17 protein-coding genes and 1 other RNA gene are annotated in these 18671 nt (G+C 53.3%); 8 read left to right on the top strand and 10 right to left on the bottom strand.

Annotated elements, in window-relative coordinates; all coding sequences use genetic code 11:
- Positions 1-18: 18 nt before the first annotated feature.
- Positions 19-597 carry a YecA/YgfB family protein gene (locus FDX14_RS09665; protein ID WP_137349424.1) on the bottom strand — a complete coding sequence of 193 codons (579 nt, stop codon included), beginning with the start codon at positions 595-597 and terminating at the stop codon, positions 19-21.
- A 167-nt stretch (positions 598-764) separates the two neighbouring features.
- Between FDX14_RS09665 and zapA the strand changes: the two genes are divergently transcribed.
- From zapA to FDX14_RS09650, 3 genes are all read left to right on the top strand, one after another.
- Positions 765-1094 (top strand): cell division protein ZapA, encoded by a 330-nt coding sequence (zapA, locus tag FDX14_RS09660; RefSeq protein WP_003026980.1) that lies wholly within the window; start codon positions 765-767, stop codon positions 1092-1094.
- Positions 1095-1135: 41 nt separating this feature from the next.
- Positions 1136-1319, top strand: a non-coding RNA gene (gene ssrS / locus FDX14_RS09655) — 6S RNA.
- Between the two features lie 19 nt (positions 1320-1338).
- The gene (locus FDX14_RS09650) at positions 1339-1935 is read left to right on the top strand and encodes a 5-formyltetrahydrofolate cyclo-ligase (RefSeq protein ID WP_042310896.1); all 597 of its coding nucleotides are present in this window, start codon (positions 1339-1341) and stop codon (positions 1933-1935) included.
- A 380-nt stretch (positions 1936-2315) separates the two neighbouring features.
- On the opposite strand, the gene serA is transcribed toward FDX14_RS09650, so the two are convergent.
- Entirely contained in the window at positions 2316-3548 is a 1233-nt protein-coding gene (gene serA, locus FDX14_RS09645; RefSeq protein ID WP_006686878.1) for a phosphoglycerate dehydrogenase, read from the bottom strand.
- Positions 3549-3818: 270 nt separating this feature from the next.
- Positions 3819-4478: a ribose-5-phosphate isomerase RpiA gene (gene rpiA / locus FDX14_RS09640; protein ID WP_016154364.1), complete on the bottom strand. Its 660-nt coding sequence runs from the start codon at positions 4476-4478 to the stop codon at positions 3819-3821.
- Positions 4479-4648: 170 nt separating this feature from the next.
- Between rpiA and argP the strand changes: the two genes are divergently transcribed.
- From argP to scpC, 5 genes are all read left to right on the top strand, one after another.
- Complete coding sequence (gene argP, locus FDX14_RS09635; protein ID WP_032940465.1) at positions 4649-5542, top strand: DNA-binding transcriptional regulator ArgP; 894 nt, start codon at positions 4649-4651, stop codon at positions 5540-5542.
- Between the two features lie 222 nt (positions 5543-5764).
- On the top strand, positions 5765-7909 hold the full coding sequence (gene scpA, locus FDX14_RS09630) for a methylmalonyl-CoA mutase (protein ID WP_061382428.1): 2145 nt from the start codon (positions 5765-5767) through the stop codon (positions 7907-7909).
- Positions 7902-8897, top strand: a complete 996-nt coding sequence (gene meaB / locus FDX14_RS09625; RefSeq protein ID WP_042310901.1) for a methylmalonyl Co-A mutase-associated GTPase MeaB — start codon at positions 7902-7904, stop codon at positions 8895-8897. Before scpA ends, meaB begins: the two co-directional genes overlap by 8 nt.
- 10 nt (positions 8898-8907) lie before the next feature.
- Positions 8908-9693: a methylmalonyl-CoA decarboxylase gene (gene scpB, locus FDX14_RS09620; protein WP_061382429.1), complete on the top strand. Its 786-nt coding sequence runs from the start codon at positions 8908-8910 to the stop codon at positions 9691-9693.
- A 24-nt stretch (positions 9694-9717) separates the two neighbouring features.
- Complete coding sequence (gene scpC / locus FDX14_RS09615; RefSeq protein WP_137349423.1) at positions 9718-11184, top strand: succinyl-CoA:acetate CoA-transferase ScpC; 1467 nt, start codon at positions 9718-9720, stop codon at positions 11182-11184.
- On the opposite strand, the gene srsR is transcribed toward scpC, so the two are convergent.
- The 7 genes from srsR to epd all read right to left on the bottom strand — a co-directional run bounded on the left by srsR (position 11181) and on the right by epd (position 18332).
- Positions 11181-12077 (bottom strand): LysR family transcriptional regulator SrsR, encoded by an 897-nt coding sequence (gene srsR / locus FDX14_RS09610; protein WP_042310905.1) that lies wholly within the window; start codon positions 12075-12077, stop codon positions 11181-11183. The genes scpC and srsR overlap by 4 nt on opposite strands.
- A 122-nt stretch (positions 12078-12199) precedes the next feature.
- Positions 12200-12946: an oxidative stress defense protein gene (locus tag FDX14_RS09605; RefSeq protein ID WP_003027002.1), complete on the bottom strand. Its 747-nt coding sequence runs from the start codon at positions 12944-12946 to the stop codon at positions 12200-12202.
- A gap of 93 nt (positions 12947-13039) precedes the next feature.
- Positions 13040-13675, bottom strand: coding sequence for an arginine exporter ArgO (gene argO, locus FDX14_RS09600; RefSeq protein ID WP_079226012.1), 636 nt, complete (start codon positions 13673-13675; stop codon positions 13040-13042).
- A gap of 205 nt (positions 13676-13880) precedes the next feature.
- Positions 13881-14741, bottom strand: coding sequence for a small-conductance mechanosensitive channel MscS (locus FDX14_RS09595; RefSeq protein ID WP_042310907.1), 861 nt, complete (start codon positions 14739-14741; stop codon positions 13881-13883).
- A gap of 191 nt (positions 14742-14932) precedes the next feature.
- Entirely contained in the window at positions 14933-16012 is a 1080-nt protein-coding gene (gene fbaA, locus FDX14_RS09590; protein WP_038633542.1) for a class II fructose-bisphosphate aldolase, read from the bottom strand.
- Positions 16013-16100: 88 nt separating this feature from the next.
- Positions 16101-17264 carry a phosphoglycerate kinase gene (pgk, locus tag FDX14_RS09585; RefSeq protein WP_006686863.1) on the bottom strand — a complete coding sequence of 388 codons (1164 nt, stop codon included), beginning with the start codon at positions 17262-17264 and terminating at the stop codon, positions 16101-16103.
- 39 nt (positions 17265-17303) lie between these two features.
- Positions 17304-18332, bottom strand: coding sequence for an erythrose-4-phosphate dehydrogenase (gene epd / locus FDX14_RS09580; RefSeq protein ID WP_038633548.1), 1029 nt, complete (start codon positions 18330-18332; stop codon positions 17304-17306).
- Positions 18333-18671: the final 339 nt, after the last annotated feature.

The following is an 18671-nucleotide window of genomic DNA, read 5'->3' as shown; positions in this document are numbered from 1 at the left end:
TCCTTGGCGTTGTTGTATTTAGTGCAGAGTCGGTTTGCGGACTTCCGGCGCCGTCGGCTGCTGACGCGTAAACGTGTCATGGCACAGCAAGGCGGCTACGCGCACGTATTCGATGATCTCTTCGAGCGACATTTCCAGCTCTTCCTGATCTTCGTCTTCGTCATATCCCAACTGAGCGATATTGCGCAGGTCGTCAATCGCTTCACCGGTTTCGCCGGTCACTTTGTCGAGCTTAGGCTGCGTAACGCCGAGACCCAGCAGAAAGTGGTTTACCCAGCCAGCCAGCGCATCGGCGCGATCGAACACGCTGACGTCATCACCTTCAGGCAGAAAAAGCTGAAAAAGGAAGCCGTCGTCCTCAAGGGCATCGCTGGTAGCAGAGTGCATTTTCAGCAGTGCCTGAGCCAGCTCGTGACCAAAGGCCAGACCTTCGTTCGTCAGGTCGTGCAACAGCGGCTGCCATGAGCTGTCGTTGTTGCCACCACAAATCATCCCGCTGATTAAGCCGTGCATTTCGGCCGGGGTTAATCCAGCCCCTTGTTGGTTCAAAAACTGGCTAACTTCGCTGTAGCCAGGCATTTCGTTCTGTATAGACATAAGCATTCGTCATCAAAGGGAGGAATATTCATGATATGCTACCACTTTGGACCCTGGTGGACCAGAAAAGGGCTTGTATCTTGATACCAGGGTAGCTATAGTGTCGCCCCTTCGCGGACCCAAGGTCTGGAGACGAAGGCAGCGCAGTCAATCAGCAGGAAGGTGGCATGTCTGCACAACCCGTCGATATCCAAATATTTGGCCGTTCACTGCGAGTGAATTGCCCGCCTGAACAAAGGGATGCGTTGAATCAGGCTGCGGACGATCTCAATCAGCGATTGCAAGATCTGAAAGTTCGCACTAGAGTCACAAATACTGAGCAGTTGGTTTTCATCGCCGCGTTGAACATCAGCTATGAATTAACTCAGGAAAAAGCGAAGACGCGTGAGTACGCGGCGAGCATGGAACAACGTATTCGGATGCTGCAACAGACCATCGAACAAGCGTTGCTTGATCAGGGTCGCATAACCGAAAAAACGGGCCAAAACTTTGAATAACACTTTTCGGTTTACTGTGGTAGAGTGACCGTGAAGACAAAATTTCTCTGAGATGTTTGCAAGCGGGCCAGTCCCCTGAGCCGATATTTCATACCACAAGAATGTGGCGCTCCACGGTTGGTGAGCATGCTCGGCCCGTCCGAGAAGCCTTAAAACTGTGACGACGCATTCACCTTGAACCAAGGGTTCAAGGGTTACAGCCTGCGGCGGCATCTCGGAGATTCCCTTCTACCTGGCAACAGCCATGACACTACTTTCTGAACTCCCTTTATCCCGACAAGAAATACGCACACTGATTCGTCAGCGTCGCCGTGCGCTTACCAGCGATCAGCAACAACACTTTGGTCAGCAAGCCGCGACCAGAATGCTCAGTTTTCCCCCTGTTGTTCTTGCCCATACCGTAGCGGTGTTTCTCTCTTTCGATGGCGAACTCGACACCCAACCGCTGATTGAACAGCTGTGGCGAGCGGGTAAGCGCGTCTACCTTCCGGTTCTTCATCCCTTTAGCCCTGGCAACCTGCTGTTCCTGCACTATCATCCACAGAGTGCGCTGGTGACCAACCGCTTAAAGATCCAGGAGCCACGACTTGATGTCCGCGACGTATTGCCACTGGCAAAGCTGGATGTACTGGTTACGCCGTTAGTCGCGTTTGATGAAGACGGCCAGCGTCTGGGCATGGGCGGCGGATTTTATGACCGCACGTTGCAAAACTGGCAACAGCATAAGATCCAACCCGTGGGCTACGCACATGATTGCCAGTTAGTGGAAAAGCTGCCTGTCGAAGAGTGGGATATCCCACTGCCTGCGGTGGTGACACCATCCAAAATTTGGCAGTGGTAGCCGTTTTTTGCCGATTGACAGCGCCGTTTTTTTGACCTAAATTCCTCGGTGAAGGGTGAGGGAGGCGAACCTCCCTCCTGCGTACTCTCTGTTAATATGCTGGCGTAGCGATGATTAACAGGATCAGCAGCATGATGACGTATCTCATCATCGTCCCTTTCCTTTTTAGAGCCCCTGCTTCGGTAGGGGCTTTCCCGTTTCAGCACTATGCTGAGCCCCTATCGTAAATTTCTTTTAGTGCTGTACAACACGCAGCACTGCCTTTAGTTGCCAATTGCGGCAAGGCTCGAAAACAGAATGTAGGCGTTACAGAAAGAAATTTTGAGGCCGGGAAATCAGAGGAAGGATGGGCAGGTCATCGCCTGCCCATTTAGAGGAAATTAGTACAGCAGACGGGCGCGAATGGTTCCCGGAAGGGCTTTCATCGCCAGCAGCGCTTTTTCCGCCACATCTTCATCCGCTTCAATATCGATAACCACATAACCTACCTGTGCGGAAGTCTGCAGATACTGCGCAGCAATGTTGACGCCCTGCTCGGCAAAAATCTGGTTCAGCGCGGTCAGAACGCCAGGACGGTTTTCGTGAATGTGCATCAGACGACGACCACCATGCAGCGGCAGCGAAACTTCCGGGAAGTTAACCGCAGACAGCGTGGAGCCGTTGTCGGAATACTTGATCAGTTTCCCCGCCACTTCCAGACCGATATTTTCCTGCGCTTCCAGCGTGGAACCACCAATATGCGGCGTCAGGATCACGTTGTCGAAATCACACAGCGGCGAAGTGAACGGATCGCTGTTCGTTGCCGGTTCGGTTGGGAAAACGTCAATTGCCGCCCCTGCCAGGTGCTTGGTCGCTAACGCGTCGCACAGGGCTGGAATATCAACCACCGTACCGCGCGCGGCGTTAATCAGCAGCGCGCCCGGTTTCATCAGCGAAATCTCACGCGCGCCCATCAGGTTTTTGGTAGAGGCATTTTCCGGCACGTGCAGACTCACCACGTCGCTCATATTGAGCAGATCGGAAAGATGCTGAACCTGCGTGGCGTTACCCAGCGGAAGTTTATTTTCAATATCATAGAAATAGACATGCATCCCCAGCGATTCCGCCAGAATGCCTAACTGAGTACCAATGTGCCCGTAGCCGATGATCCCCAGTTTTTTGCCGCGCGCTTCAAAAGAGCCAGTAGCCAGTTTATTCCACACGCCGCGGTGCGCTTTGGCGTTCGCTTCTGGTACGCCGCGTAACAGTAGCAGCAGTTCACCAATCACCAGTTCAGCAACGGAGCGAGTGTTAGAGAATGGCGCGTTAAACACCGGGATCCCGCGCTTTGCCGCAGCGCTAAGATCAACCTGGTTGGTGCCGATGCAGAAGCAACCAATCGCGACCAGTTTTTCTGCGGCGGCAATTACATCTTCAGTCAGATGGGTACGGGATCGCAGGCCAATGAAGTGGGCATCACGGATGGACTCTTTCAGTTGTTCGGTGTCCAGAGCGCCTTTGTGAAACTCGATGTTGGTATAACCTGCTGCACGAAGGCTTTCGAGTGCTTTTTGATGCACGCCTTCTACCAGCAGAAATTTAATCTTATCTTTCTCCAGTGATACCTTTGCCATTTCCCCGACCCTGTCTTTTTTGTTCAATCTGATGTGTTGTGTGTGGGATTTTCATCCGCCTCTTCAACATATCAAAAAATAATATTGCGGCAATATGAACGTTTGCGTCGTCATGCTGAGGAAATGTCATTCAGCGGGAAATGTCAGAGGAAAATACTGGCGATAACTTTTTCTTTGGAGAGATCGGCAGGGCAATATTGTAAACGTGACACAAGTCACCAAATTTGCCCTGCCAAAATTTTTTTAACGGGAGAAGACGCTCCCATCAGATCATTTTACGATAGTTTTCACGCCGTCTGGGGTACCGATCAGCGCGACATCCGCACCACGGTTAGCGAACAAACCTACGGTTACCACGCCCGGAATCGCATTAATGGCGTTTTCCAGCGCGATGGCGTCGAGGATTTCCAGACCGTGCACATCAAGGATCACGTTACCATTGTCAGTTACCACGCCCTGACGGTATTCAGGACGACCGCCCAGCTTCACCAACTGGCGAGCCACTGCGCTACGCGCCATTGGGATAACTTCTACCGGCAACGGGAAGTTACCGAGAATATCGACTTCTTTAGACGCGTCAGCGATGCAGATAAATTTTTTCGCCACGGAAGCAATGATTTTTTCACGGGTCAACGCGGCGCCACCGCCTTTAATCATCTGCATATGGCCGTTGATTTCATCTGCGCCGTCAACGTAGACGCCGAGGCTGTCCACTTCGTTAAGATCGAACACGTGGATGCCAAGGCTTTTGAGTTTTTCGGTCGAGGCGTCAGAACTGGACACCGCGCCTTCAATCTGACCTTTCATTGTGCCCAGCGCATCAATAAAGTGTGCGGCTGTTGAACCTGTACCTACGCCCACAATGGTACCGGGCTGTACATACTGAAGTGCCGCCCATCCTACTGCTTTTTTCAGTTCATCCTGCGTCATGATCGTTTCGCCTGTGGTGTGAATATGGTGGGAAAATTCACGCGCATTATAGAACATTGTGCAGAAAAATGTCCCCACACCCGCTACCAGGTGGCTGATTTCGTCTTTACCCAACCCAAATTTGTGTCATAGTGCAGAACAAGCAAAAATTTCAGGAGTGCGCCAAAGCAATGAAACGTCCGGACTACAGAACACTACAAGCACTGGATGCGGTTATTCGTGAACGAGGATTTGAGCGCGCGGCGCAAAAGCTGTGCATCACGCAATCCGCCGTTTCACAGCGCATAAAACAGCTTGAGAATATGTTCGGACAGCCGCTGCTGGTGCGTACCGTACCGCCTCGCCCTACTGAACAAGGGCAGAAACTGCTGGCGCTTTTACGCCAGGTTGAACTGCTGGAAGATGAGTGGCTGGGTGATGAGCAAACTGGCTCCACGCCGCTGCTGCTTTCGCTGGCGGTGAACGCCGACAGTCTGGCGACCTGGTTGCTTCCGGCGCTGGCCCCGGTACTGGCTAATTCGCCGATTCGCCTGAACCTGCAGGTTGAGGATGAAACGCGCACCCAGGAACGTCTGCGCCGTGGTGAAGTGGTCGGTGCGGTGAGTATTCAACATCAGGCTCTGCCAAGCTGTCTGGTGGATAAACTTGGCGCGCTGGATTACCTGTTTGTGGGTTCAAAAGCGTTCGCCGAGCGCTATTTCCCCAACGGCGTCACCCGCTCTGCACTACTGAAAGCTCCGGCGGTGGCGTTTGACCATCTTGATGATATGCATCAGGCGTTCCTGCAACAAAACTTCGATCTGCCGCCAGGCAGCGTGCCGTGCCATATCGTTAACTCATCAGAAGCCTTCGTCCAGTTGGCCCGTCAGGGCACGACCTGCTGCATGATCCCGCACTTACAGATAGAAAAAGAGCTGGAAAGCGGTGAGCTTATCGACTTGACGCCGGGCCTGTTCCAGCGTCGGATGTTGTACTGGCACCGTTTTGCGCCGGAAAGCCGCATGATGCGCAACGTTACCGACGCGCTGCTGGCTTACGGTCACAACGTACTGCGTCAGGATTAATTCCCCATATGAATGCCGGGTGGGCTTTGCCGATCCGGCATTTATGACTCTATCGCCTTTTCATGCTATTCCCGCCACGTCTTTGAAATACATCACAAAATAAAACATACCACGCGGCAAAAAACGACGCCCAGTTGGCTATTTTTTGCTGGCGACAAGCCAAATGAAAAAGCTCACCGTATCTCGTAAAGATTCAACTTATTGCGTAATACGGAGCAAAAAATGGCTAACGTGCAAGAGTGGCAAACACTTGCCAATAAAGAACTCAGTCGACGGGAAAAAACCGTTGAGTCGCTGGAAAGACAGACGGCGGAAGGGATTGTCATCAAGCCGCTGTACACCGAGGCTGACCTCGATAATCTGGAAGTCACAGGCACCCTGCCCGGCCTGCCACCTTACGTGCGCGGTCCACGCGCCACCATGTATACCGCGCAGCCGTGGACCATCCGCCAGTATGCCGGTTTCTCTACCGCCAAAGAATCCAACGCCTTTTACCGCCGCAACCTCGCCGCCGGACAAAAAGGGCTTTCCGTTGCCTTTGACCTTGCCACCCACCGCGGCTATGACTCTGACAACCCGCGCGTGGCGGGCGATGTCGGCAAAGCGGGCGTGGCGATCGATACCGTCGAAGATATGAAGGTGCTGTTTGATCAGATCCCGCTGGATAAGATGTCGGTGTCGATGACGATGAACGGCGCGGTGCTGCCGGTACTGGCGTTTTATATCGTCGCGGCTGAGGAGCAAGGCGTAACGCCGGAACAGCTCACCGGGACCATTCAGAACGATATTCTGAAAGAGTATCTGTGCCGCAACACCTACATTTATCCACCAAAGCCTTCAATGCGCATCATCGCCGACATCATCGCTTGGTGCTCCGCCAATATGCCGCGCTATAACACCATCAGTATCAGCGGTTATCACATGGGGGAAGCCGGAGCGAACTGCGTCCAGCAGGTGGCGTTTACGCTGGCTGACGGCATTGAGTACATCAAAGCCGCACTGTCTGCCGGGCTGAAAATTGATGACTTCGCCCCGCGTCTGTCATTCTTCTTCGGTATCGGCATGGATCTGTTTATGAACGTCGCCATGCTGCGCGCGGCTCGCTATTTGTGGAGTGAAGCCGTCAGCGGTTTTGGCGCAACCAACCCGAAATCTCTCGCTCTGCGTACCCACTGCCAGACCTCCGGCTGGAGTCTGACCGAACAGGATCCCTACAACAACGTGATCCGCACGACCATTGAAGCGCTCGGCGCCACGCTTGGCGGCACCCAGTCGCTGCATACCAACGCCTTTGATGAAGCGCTCGGGCTACCCACCGATTTCTCCGCCCGCATCGCGCGTAATACGCAGATCATCATTCAGGAAGAGTCAGAGATCTGCCGCACCGTCGATCCGCTGGCCGGATCGTACTACGTCGAGTCACTCACCGATCAAATCGTGAAGCAGGCGCGCACGATCATTAAACAGATTGATGAAGCGGGCGGCATGGCGAAGGCGATTGAAGCTGGACTCCCCAAACGGATGATCGAAGAAGCTTCGGCGCGCGAGCAGTCGCTGATCGACCAGGGCAAACGCGTCATCGTTGGCGTGAACAAGTACAAGCTGGATAAAGAAGACGAAACGTCGGTACTGGAAATCGACAACGTGAAGGTGCGCAACGAACAGATTGCTTCACTACAACATATCCGCGCCACTCGCGACAATGATGCCGTCAACGCCGCGCTGACGGCGCTGACCCACGCCGCGCAGCATAATGAAAATCTGCTAGCCGCCGCCGTTAACGCCGCCCGCGTTCGCGCCACGCTCGGTGAGATCTCCGACGCGCTGGAAGCCGCTTTTGACCGCTATCTGGTGCCCAGCCAGTGCGTCACCGGCGTGATTGCGCAAAGCTATCACCAGTCCGACAAATCCGCCAATGAGTTCGACGCCATTGTTGCGCAAACCGAACAGTTCCTCGCGGAAAATGGTCGCCGACCTCGGATCCTGATCGCCAAGATGGGCCAGGATGGTCACGATCGCGGCGCGAAAGTGATCGCCAGCGCCTACTCCGATCTCGGCTTCGACGTCGATCTCAGTCCGATGTTCTCCACGCCAGAAGAGATCGCCCGTCTGGCGGTAGAAAACGATGTGCATGTCATAGGCGCATCGTCACTGGCTGCCGGGCATAAAACGTTGATCCCTGAACTGGTCACGGCGCTGAAAGGCTGGGGACGCGAAGATATCTGCGTGGTGGCAGGCGGTGTGATTCCACCCCAGGACTACGCCTTCCTGTACGAGCATGGCGTGGCCGCCATTTATGGCCCCGGCACACCGATGCTCGACAGCGTCCGCGATGTGTTGACCCGGATCAGTCAGCATCATGATTAACGCCGCCACGCTTGACGATGCCGTCCGACGCTTGCGGCGCGGTGAACGGGCCACGCTTGCTCAGGCGATGACGCTGGTTGAGAGCAGCCACCCACGCCACCAGCCATTGAGTACGCAATTGCTGGACGCGATTATGCCGTTCACCGGTAACGCGCTGCGTCTGGGCATCACCGGCACGCCGGGCGCGGGCAAAAGCACCTTTCTGGAGGCGTTCGGTATGCTGTTGATCCGCCGGGGATTACGGGTGGCAGTGATCGCGGTCGATCCCAGTAGCCCCGTTAGCGGCGGCAGCATTCTTGGCGATAAAACCCGAATGACGGAACTGGCCCGTGCAGAATCGGCATTTATCCGCCCGGTGCCTTCCAGCGGTCATTTAGGCGGCGCCAGCCAGCGCGCCCGTGAATTAATGCTGTTGTGCGAGGCGGCGGGCTTTGACGTGGTGATTGTAGAAACCGTCGGCGTCGGGCAGTCAGAAACCGAAGTCGCCAGCATGGTGGATTGCTTTATCTCACTGCAAATTGCCGGCGGCGGTGACGATCTGCAGGGCATCAAAAAGGGCCTGATGGAGATGGCGGATCTGGTCGTCATCAACAAGGACGACGGTGATAACCGTAACCAGGTTGCCATCGCCCGCCATATGTACGAATCCGCTCTGCATATTCTGCGCCGCAAATATGACGAGTGGCAGCCGCAGGTTCTGGCCTGTAGCGCCCTGGAAAAACGTGGCATTGAGGAGATTTGGCAGGCGATAACCGACTTTAAAACGTGCCTTACCGTCAGCGGTCGACTGGAAAAAGTCCGCCAGCAGCAAGCGGTGGACTGGTTACACAAGCAGGCTGAAGAAGAAGCTTTGCATCTGCTATTTACCCGGACTGATTTCGACCGTTATTTCCAGCAGACGCTGCAGGCCGTCAAAAATAACGACCTTTCGCCGCGTACCGGTCTGCGTCACATCAGTGAATTTATCCAGCATCATTACTTTGAATAAAGAGAACATTATGTCTTATCAATACGTCAACGTAGTCATCATCCAGAAAGTCGCGGTTATTGAGTTCAATTACACCCGCAAACTCAATGCGCTGAGCAAAGTGTTTATCGACGATCTGATGCGGGCGCTTAGCGATCTTAATCGTCCGGAAATTCGCTGTATCATTCTGCGCGCCCCGAGCGGGGCCAAAGTGTTCTCTGCCGGACATGATATTCATGAACTCCCCTCCGGACGTCGCGATCCGCTCTCCTATGACGATCCGCTGCGCCAGATCACCCGCATGATCCAAAAATATCCAAAACCGGTGATCTCCATGGTCGAAGGCAGCGTCTGGGGCGGCGCGTTTGAGATGATCATGAGTTCCGATCTGATCATCGCCGCTGAAACCTCTACCTTCTCGATGACACCCGTCAACCTCGGCGTGCCATATAACCTGGTCGGCATCCACAACCTGACCCGCGATGCTGGGTTCCACATCGTGAAAGAGCTGATCTTTACCGCCTCGCCGATTACCGCTCAGCGAGCGATGGCCGTCGGGATCCTCAACCATGTGGTTCCTGTCGACGAACTGGAGGATTTCACTCTGCAAATGGCGCACCACATCTCGGAGAAAGCGCCGCTGGCCATCGCCGTCATCAAAGAAGAACTGCGCGTACTGGGCGAAGCGCACACCATGAACTCAGACGAATTTGAGCGTATTCAGGGCATGCGCCGCGCGGTGTACGACAGCGAGGATTATCAGGAAGGGATGAACGCGTTTATGGAAAAACGTAAACCCAATTTTGTCGGCCATTAATCACGCTCGAGGAAGGAGACGGCCATGAAACGGATGAGTGCCGAAGAAGCGGCAGAAATTATCCAGCACGACGATATGGTGGCATTCAGCGGCTTTACCCCTGCGGGTTCGCCAAAAGCATTACCTAACGCAATTGCTCAACTCGCTTGCGAGCGGCATCAGGTCGGGCAGCCTTTTCAAATCCGCCTGCTGACCGGGGCATCAATTGGCGCTGCCGCTGATGATGCGTTATCCGCGGCGGATGCGGTTTCCTGGCGGGCTCCCTATCAAACATCATCGGGCCTGCGCGAGAAAATTAATCAGGGTCAGGTGAGGTTTGTCGATCTCCATTTGAGCGAAGTGGCGCAAATGGTCAATTATGGCTTTTTTGGCGATATCGATGTTGCCGTCATTGAAGCCTCCGCCATTGCGCCAGATGGTCGGATTTGGCTTTCCAGCGGCATCGGCAACGCGCCGACCTGGCTGCTGCGGGCGAAAAAGGTGATTATCGAGCTGAATCATTACCATAACCCGCGCGTGGCGGAGTTTGCCGACATTGTGATACCCGGCGCACCGCCGCGGCGAAACAGCGTACCGATTTTTCACACCATGGATCGCGTGGGCAGCCAGTGTGTGCAGATAGACCCGAAAAAAATTATCGCGGTCGTGGATACCGAACTTCCCGATGCCGGAAATGCCGCGGATAAAAGCAACCCGGTCAGCCAGCAAATTGCCGATAACGTGGTGACATTTCTGCTGGCGGAAATGGCGCACAAACGCATCCCAGCGGAATTCCTGCCCTTACAAAGCGGCGTGGGCAATATCAACAACGCGGTAATGGCGCGACTGGGCGAGAACCCGGATATTCCACCCTTTATGATGTATTCCGAGGTGTTGCAAGAATCTGTGGTGCATCTGCTGGAAACGGGCAAGATAACCGGCGCCAGTGCCTCCAGTTTGACTATTTCAGCCCCGTCGTTGCAGAAGATTTACGACAACATGGACTTCTTCGCCAGCCGGATTGTGCTGCGCCCGCAGGAGATTTCCAATAACCCGGAAATCATTCGTCGGCTGGGCGTCATTGCGCTCAATGTCGGTCTGGAGTTTGACATCTACGGTCATGCCAATTCCACACACGTAGCAGGTGTAAACCTGATGAACGGCATTGGCGGCAGTGGCGATTTCGAGCGCAACGCCTACCTGTCTATTTTTATGGCGCCGTCGATTTCCAAAGGCGGGAAAATCTCCACCATCGTGCCGATGTGTAGCCATGTCGATCACAGCGAACATAGCGTCAAAGTGATCGTCACCGAACAGGGGATTGCCGATCTGCGTGGGTTATCTCCAATGCAGCGGGCGCACACGATTATCGATAACTGTGCGCATCCTCTGTATCGGGACTACCTGCACCGCTATCTGGAGCTCGCGCCCGGCGGGCATATCCATCACGATCTCAGCCATGCGTTCGATATGCATCGTAACCTGATCGAAACCGGATCGATGCTCGGTTAACTTGCCGTACCCTCACGATCTTCAGCAATATGCTGAAGCATCGTGGCGGTATAACGATGGTTTTTCAGCGAATAGAGAAACTCCTGCATATACATAGGACTGCCGGGCGCATCGAAATATTTCAACGTCGAGGGGTTAACCAGTCGCCAGGCAAAATGAGGGATCACCGTCAAAAACTGTCCGCGCTCCACCGCGCTAATCTTGGCCATAAAGCTGTACGGACGGTAGATAATCGTCGGATGAATTCCGCATGGCCGCATGTAAGCATCGAGCATTGCCTCAAAGTTGGCGCGATTCTGGAAGCGCATTTGTAGCCAGGGCAGCTCGCGCAGCAGCTCCTGCGGCTGTTTTTCCTCGTAGCGCCGGGAAACGAGAAACCCCAGACGCAGAGGAGACAGCTCGCTAATCGCCAGATTTTCCAGTTCCTGCACGCGAGGGGAAACGTGCTGCGGTGAGATAATAAAATCCAGTTTCCGGTCGAACAGGTTATCGATCACCCCATTCTCGCTGAATTCAACGGCCTGGGCCGTTACGCCATCGTACTTGTCGCCAAGGCTAATTAACTGGTCAAAAATAATCGTTGGATAGGTATTATCGATGCCGATGACGATTTCTCGCGAGCGGCGAGAGGCGTTATGAATTTCGTTATCAATAGCGGAGAGACGCTGATAAACAGGGAACAGTTTCTGATACAACTCCTGCCCGGCTTTATTCAGGCTGATGTTGTTATCTTTGCGGGTAAACAGCGTATAGCCGATTTGATCTTCCAGTGCGGCAATGCTTTTACCGAAAGGCGATGCGGTCATATGGATTTTTTCTGCCGCTCTGGCGATGTTATTGGTTTGCGCCAGCAGAATGAAATTACGCATCTTTTTCGAGATAAAAATATCCATAGCGTCCCCTTTAAAATCGCTATGGCCTATCCTCATTACGCCGAAAAAAAAGACTGGATGTAAGATCTCATTTTTACAGTTACACACAGAAAAAACCCGGCTGGAAAGCCGGGTTTGAAAGATTACTGGGTTTTGGCAGGCGTTGCTGCCGGCTGTCCCGCCGTAGGCTCAATCTGGAAGACCACATCAACCTGATCGTCAAACTGAATAACCGGCTGTTCGTAGGTTTCCTGAGCTGATGCCGCAGGCGCTGCATCCGCTTTCATCATCCGTACCATCGGGCTGGGCTGATAATTGGAAACGTGGTAGCGCACGCTGTAAACGGGTCCCAGTTTGCTGTTAAAGCCCGCCGCCAACTGCTCGGCCTGATGGATGGCATCATCAATTGCCGCTTTACGCGCCTTATCTTTGTAAGCGTCCGGCTGGGCAACGCCAAGCGATACCGAACGGATCTCATTCAGACCGGCCTTAAGTGCGCCATCAAGCAGAGCGTTGAGTTTGTCCAGCTGACGCAGCGTCACTTCAACGGTACGCACCGCACGATAGCCTTTGAGGATGCTTTTGCCGTTCTGGTAATCGTAGTCCGGTTGCGTGCGCAGGTTAGCAGCGCTAATGTCTTTCTTCGCTATCTGATTCTGCTCAAGGAAGGACAGATATTGCGCCACGCGCTCATCGGCTTGCTTCTTCGCTGAAGCCGCATCCTTCGCAGCAACATTGACTTCAATCGCCAGGGTGGCGATATCAGGCGTTGCATCCACGCTTGCCGTTCCGGAAGTCACGATGTGCGGTCCGTTTGGCAACTCATTTGCCTGTACCGATAGTGCGCTGAATCCGACTAATGCCGCCAGGGCCATTATTTTGAACTTCACGGTCGTTCCTCCATGTTTCATTAATTACCCCGAAACTCAGGGCACATGCAGGCAAGCTTAGCCGATCTCGCTGCATTGTCCATCAGACAACACTTAGTTGAACAGCGCATGAACATGCGTAACGCCTTCTTTTGCCAGTTGAAAAGCGATAAACCACATCACTAATCCGACTAACGTATTGATGATGCGCTGTGCTTTAGCCGTACGCAGACGCGGCGCCAGCCAGGCCGCCAGCAATGCCAGGCCAAAGAACCACAGGAACGAGGCGCTGACGGTACCCAGCGCAAACCAGCGCTTAGGCTCCACGTCCAGTTGACCCCCCAGACTCCCCAACACCACAAAGGTGTCCAGATAAACGTGTGGGTTGAGCCAGGTCACCGCCAGCATCGTGGCGATGATTTTCCAGCGTCCTTGCTTCATTACTTCAGCACTGGCCAGTTCCAGATTACTGCTCATGGCCGTTTTTAACGCGCCGAAACCGTACCAGAGTAAAAATGCGACCCCGCCCCAGGTGACCAGCGCCATCAGCCACGGCGACTGCATCAGCAAGGCGCTACCACCGAAGATCCCCGCGCAAATCAGCACCAGATCGCTGATGGCGCAGAGTAATGCAATCATAATGTGATACTGGCGACGAATGCCCTGATTCATCACGAAGGCGTTTTGCGGACCAAGCGGAAGTATCATGGCCGCACCAAGTGCAAGCCCTTGAAAGTAATACGATAACACGTTTTTATCCCGTACTGTTTCTCTTAGGAGCAGACTATAGCGCGGGAGAATCATTAGCGGAAATGGATAATTTTAATCGCAGATTAGAGGAATTAATGAGAGGTTCTTTGCCGGATGTCAGCTAACGCCTTTCCGGCTTACAGTATAGAAATCTGACCAGGCCGGATAAGCGAAGCGCCATCCGGCACCGTGGTGCAGAAAAAGATTACTCTGCCACGTTCTCTTTCACACGCTTGAAGTTCACATCCATCTGCGGATACGGGAAGCTGATGCCGTTGGCGTCAAACTCGCGTTTAATACGCTCCAGTACGTCCCAGTAGACGCTTTGCAGATCGCTGCTGTTGCTCCAGACGCGTACAACAAAATTAATCGAAGAAGCACCCAGCTCATTCAGGCGCACCGTCATTTCACGATCTTTAAGGATGCGCTCGTCGGATTGGATGATATCGGTGAGGATTTTCTTTACCTGATCGATATCGGAATCGTAGGCCACGCCGATAATGAATTCGTTACGGCGAACCGGTTCGCGAGAGAAGTTAATGATGTTCCCGGCAATGATTTTACCGTTTGGGATCACCACAATCTTACCGTCTACGGTACGCATGGTGGTGGAGAAAATCTGCACGTTAAGTACGGTTCCCGCCACGCCGCCGAGGTCTACATACTCACCCGCCCGGAACGGACGGAACATTACCAACAGCACGCCTGCGGCAAGGTTGGACAGCGAACCTTGCAATGCCAGACCAACGGCTAAACCTGCGGCACCGAGAACGGCGATTACGGAGGCGGTTTGCACCCCAACGCGGCCCAGCGCGGCAATCAGCGTGAAAGCGATAATACCGTAGCGCACCAGTGCGGAGAGAAAATCGGCAACCGTTGCATCAATTTTCCGCGCCACCATCAGGCGGTTAACGGTGTTTGATACGATACGCGCCACAATCATACCGATGATAACAATGGCGATGGCCGCAACGATGTTGACGGCATAGCTCAACAGCAGTTCCTGATTGCGGACCAGCCAGGTGCCCGCCCCGTTTATGCTGTCGACAACATTCAAATCTTCCATTTACTATTCCTTTTTTGCTTACCCAAATGGGAAAAATAAAGCCGCCCCGCCGGGACTGGCAATCTGACAAGAGTAAACAATAAACCTGATTTTTGCCAAACAGATCACAGAAATCTCTGCCAGCAGCCTGTTGAAATGGCAATAAAAAAGGCCCGCATTGGCGGGCCTCATGTCACATAGAACGGCGTAAATTACAGAACGTCAACCGCGTTCAGTTCTTTGAAAGCCTGTTCCAGACGGGTGATCATGCTTGTCTGACCAGCACGCAGCCAAACGCGCGGATCGTAGTATTTCTTGTTCGGCTGATCTTCGCCTTTCGGGTTACCCAACTGGCCCTGCAGGTAAGCTTCGTTTGCTTTGTAGTAGTTCAGAACACCTTCCCAGGTCGCCCATTGGGTATCGGTATCGATGTTCATTTTCACTACGCCGTAGCTTACGGAGTCTTTGATTTCCTGAGCAGTAGAACCGGAACCGCCGTGAAAGACGAAGTTCAGGCTGTTGTGCGGCAGGTTATGTTTCTTAGAAACATAGTCCTGAGAGTCGCGCAGGATGGTCGGGGTCAGAACCACGTTACCCGGCTTGTAAACGCCGTGTACGTTACCGAAGGAAGCAGCGATGGTGAAACGCGGGCTGATTTTGCTCAGCTCGGTGTATGCATAATCAACGTCTTCCGGCTGGGTATACAGTGCAGAAGCGTCCATGTGGCTGTTGTCCACGCCGTCTTCTTCGCCACCGGTGCAACCCAGTTCGATTTCCAGAGTCATGCCCATTTTGGACATGCGCGCCAGGTATTTGGAGCAGATTTCGATGTTCTCTTCCAGAGACTCTTCAGACAGGTCGATCATGTGAGAAGAGAACAGCGGTTTGCCGGTTGCTGCGAAGTGTTTTTCACCCGCGTCCAGCAGACCGTCGATCCACGGCAGCAGTTTCTTCGCGCAGTGGTCAGTGTGCAGGATAACCGGAACACCGTAGTGTTCAGCCATCTGGTGAACGTGATGCGCGCCAGAGATAGCACCCAGGATTGCAGCGCCCTGAGGCACGTCGGACTTCACGCCTTTACCCGCGATGAAAGAAGCACCACCGTTGGAGAACTGTACGATTACCGGCGCTTTAACTTTTGCAGCGGTTTCCAGTACGGCGTTGATGGAGTCGGTACCAACGCAGTTAACAGCTGGCAGAGCAAAGTTGTTTTCTTTAGCTACCTGGAAAACTTTCTGTACGTCATCACCAGTGATTACGCCTGGTTTTACGAAATCAAAAATTTTAGACATGTTGCGAGTCCTGTATCTTCGGCCTTGGAAAGGGCGCGCGCTCTAAAGCGCGCTAATAATTGGGCAGGTTTCCCTGCCCATTAAATGCTTACTTTTTAGCGCGCTCTTCGAGCATCGCTACTGCTGGCAGAACTTTGCCTTCCACGAATTCGAGGAATGCGCCGCCGCCAGTGGAGATGTAGGAGATTTTGTCAGCAATGCCGAACAGGTCGATTGCTGCCAGGGTATCGCCGCCGCCCGCGATGGAGAACGCTTCGCTGTCTGCGATAGCGTTAGCAACGATTTCAGTACCTTTACGGAAGTTCGGGAATTCGAACACGCCAACCGGGCCGTTCCACAGAATGGTTTTCGCATTCTTCAGGATTTCAGCCAGCTGCTGTGCAGAAGCGTCGCCGATATCCAGGATCTGCTCGTCTTCTTTCACATCGCTAACGGATTTCAGTGTCGCCGGCGCAGTTTCAGAGAACTCAGTCGCTACGCGAACATCGGTCGGAACCGGGATGTCGCAAGTGGTCAGCAGACGTTTTGCTTCGTCAACCAGGTCAGCTTCATACAGGGATTTACCGACGTTGTGGCCTTGAGCGGCAACGAAGGTGTTGGCGATACCACCGCCAACGATCAGCTGGTCAGCAATTTTAGACAGGGAATCCAGAACGGTCAGTTTGGTAGAAACTTTAGAGCCACCAACGATAGCCACCATCGGACGAGCCGGTTCTTTCAGCGCTTTGCCCAGCGCGTCCAGCTCAGCAGCCAGCAGAGGACCTGCGCAAGCAACATCAGCGAATTTACCGATACCGTGGGTAGAAGCCTGTGCACGGTGAGCCGTACCGAAAGCGTCCATCACGAATACGTCGCACAGCGCCGCATATTTTTTGGACAGAGCTTCGTCGTCTTTCTTCTCGCCTTTGTTGAAGCGAACGTTTTCCAGAACCACCAGCTCACCGGCAGCGACTTCAACGCCGTCCAGGTAATCTTTTACCAGGCGAACCGGAGCAGACAATTTGTCTTTCAGGTAGTTAACAACCGGCAGCAGAGAGAATTCTTCGTTGTACTCGCCTTCGGTAGGACGACCCAGGTGGGAAGTTACCATCACTTTAGCACCCTGCTTCAGGGCCAGTTCGATGGTCGGCAGGGAAGCACGGATACGCGCGTCGCTGGTTACTTTCCCTTCTTTAACTGGTACGTTCAGGTCGGCACGGATAAAAACGCGTTTACCAGCCAGATCCAGATCGGTCATCTTAATTACAGACATGGTGAATCCTCTCGTTGATACTTAAAGTTTTGTCGACGCTCAAGCGTCGAGCCTGAAACCAATAGCAGCCATCGCTAACGTTGTGTCGAGCATACGGTTAGCAAAGCCCCATTCATTATCACACCAGACCAGGGTCTTGATCAGGTGAGCACCACTCACACGCGTTTGCGTACCATCAACGATGGCGCTGTGCGGGTCATGGTTAAAATCTACAGAGACCAACGGTAATTCCGTATAGTCAACTATACCATGAAATGCACCTTGTGCTGCTTTTTGCAGCAACTGGTTGACTTCGCTGGCTTTTACCGGTTTTTTCACCGTCACGCTTAAGTCGATCGCCGTCACATTTATGGTCGGTACACGCACCGCGATCGCTTCAAAACGATCGTTAAATTGCGGAAAAATTCGCGTAATGCCCGCCGCCAGTTTGGTATCAACCGGAATAATTGACTGGCTGGCCGCTCGCGTACGACGCAGGTCAGGATGATAGGCATCAATCACCTGCTGATCGTGCATCGCAGAGTGGATCGTCGTGACGGTACCAGACTCAATGCCATAAGCATCATCCAGCAATTTAATGACGGGAATTATACAATTCGTGGTGCAGGAGGCGTTGGATACAATTCGGTGCTCAGCGCGCAGCTGATCCTGATTAACGCCAAATACAACCGTTGCGTCGATGTCAGGACTACCAGGATGTGAAAAGAGCACTTTTTTTGCACCAGCGGCAATATGCGCCTCGCCGTGTTCGCGGTTACCGAAGACGCCCGTACAATCCAGCACAACGTCAACACCCAGTTCACGCCATGGCAGCGCGTCGAGCGTTCGCTCATGCAGAATGCGGATCGCGTCATCACCAACGATGAGCTGGTCACGTTCCTGACGAACATCCCAGGCAAAACGCCCATGGCTGGTGTCATATTTCAACAAATGCGCCATGCCTGCAGCATCCGCCAGTTCGTTGATTGCCACCACGGTGATTTCCGCCCGACGCCCGGATTCATACAAAGCACGAACCACGTTGCGTCCGATGCGACCGAAACCATTAATCGCTACGCGTACGGTCATAGGTCTCCTGCAAGGATTTCTCAGAAACGATGTGGCTGACAGAGTAATGCAGCAAATCGCTCAGGGAAACCTTACCTGTCGCAAACTGCGACTAATTGGTTAATTGTCGAACATTTAATCGACTGAAACGCTTCAGCTAGAATAAGCGAAACGCGGAATAAAAGGAATGATTGTCCAGCGACAGAACGCAGTTATCTGACTTACATCACACTTTAACGCCCTTCGTCGCTAAATTTATTCCATATTCCAGAATTGCGAATAACCGTAGCAAGATTATTTCGTTGCTATGTCACAAATCCTGATTTATATCAGAAAGCTCCCTAACCCGCGTCTATATTA

Origin of the sequence: Citrobacter sp. wls710 (genome assembly GCF_005281115.1) — a bacterium.
GTDB classification, from domain to species: Bacteria; Pseudomonadota; Gammaproteobacteria; order Enterobacterales; family Enterobacteriaceae; genus Citrobacter; species Citrobacter werkmanii.
The sequence above is the reverse complement of the archived record's forward strand: the minus strand, read 5'-3'. Positions and strand labels throughout refer to the sequence as shown.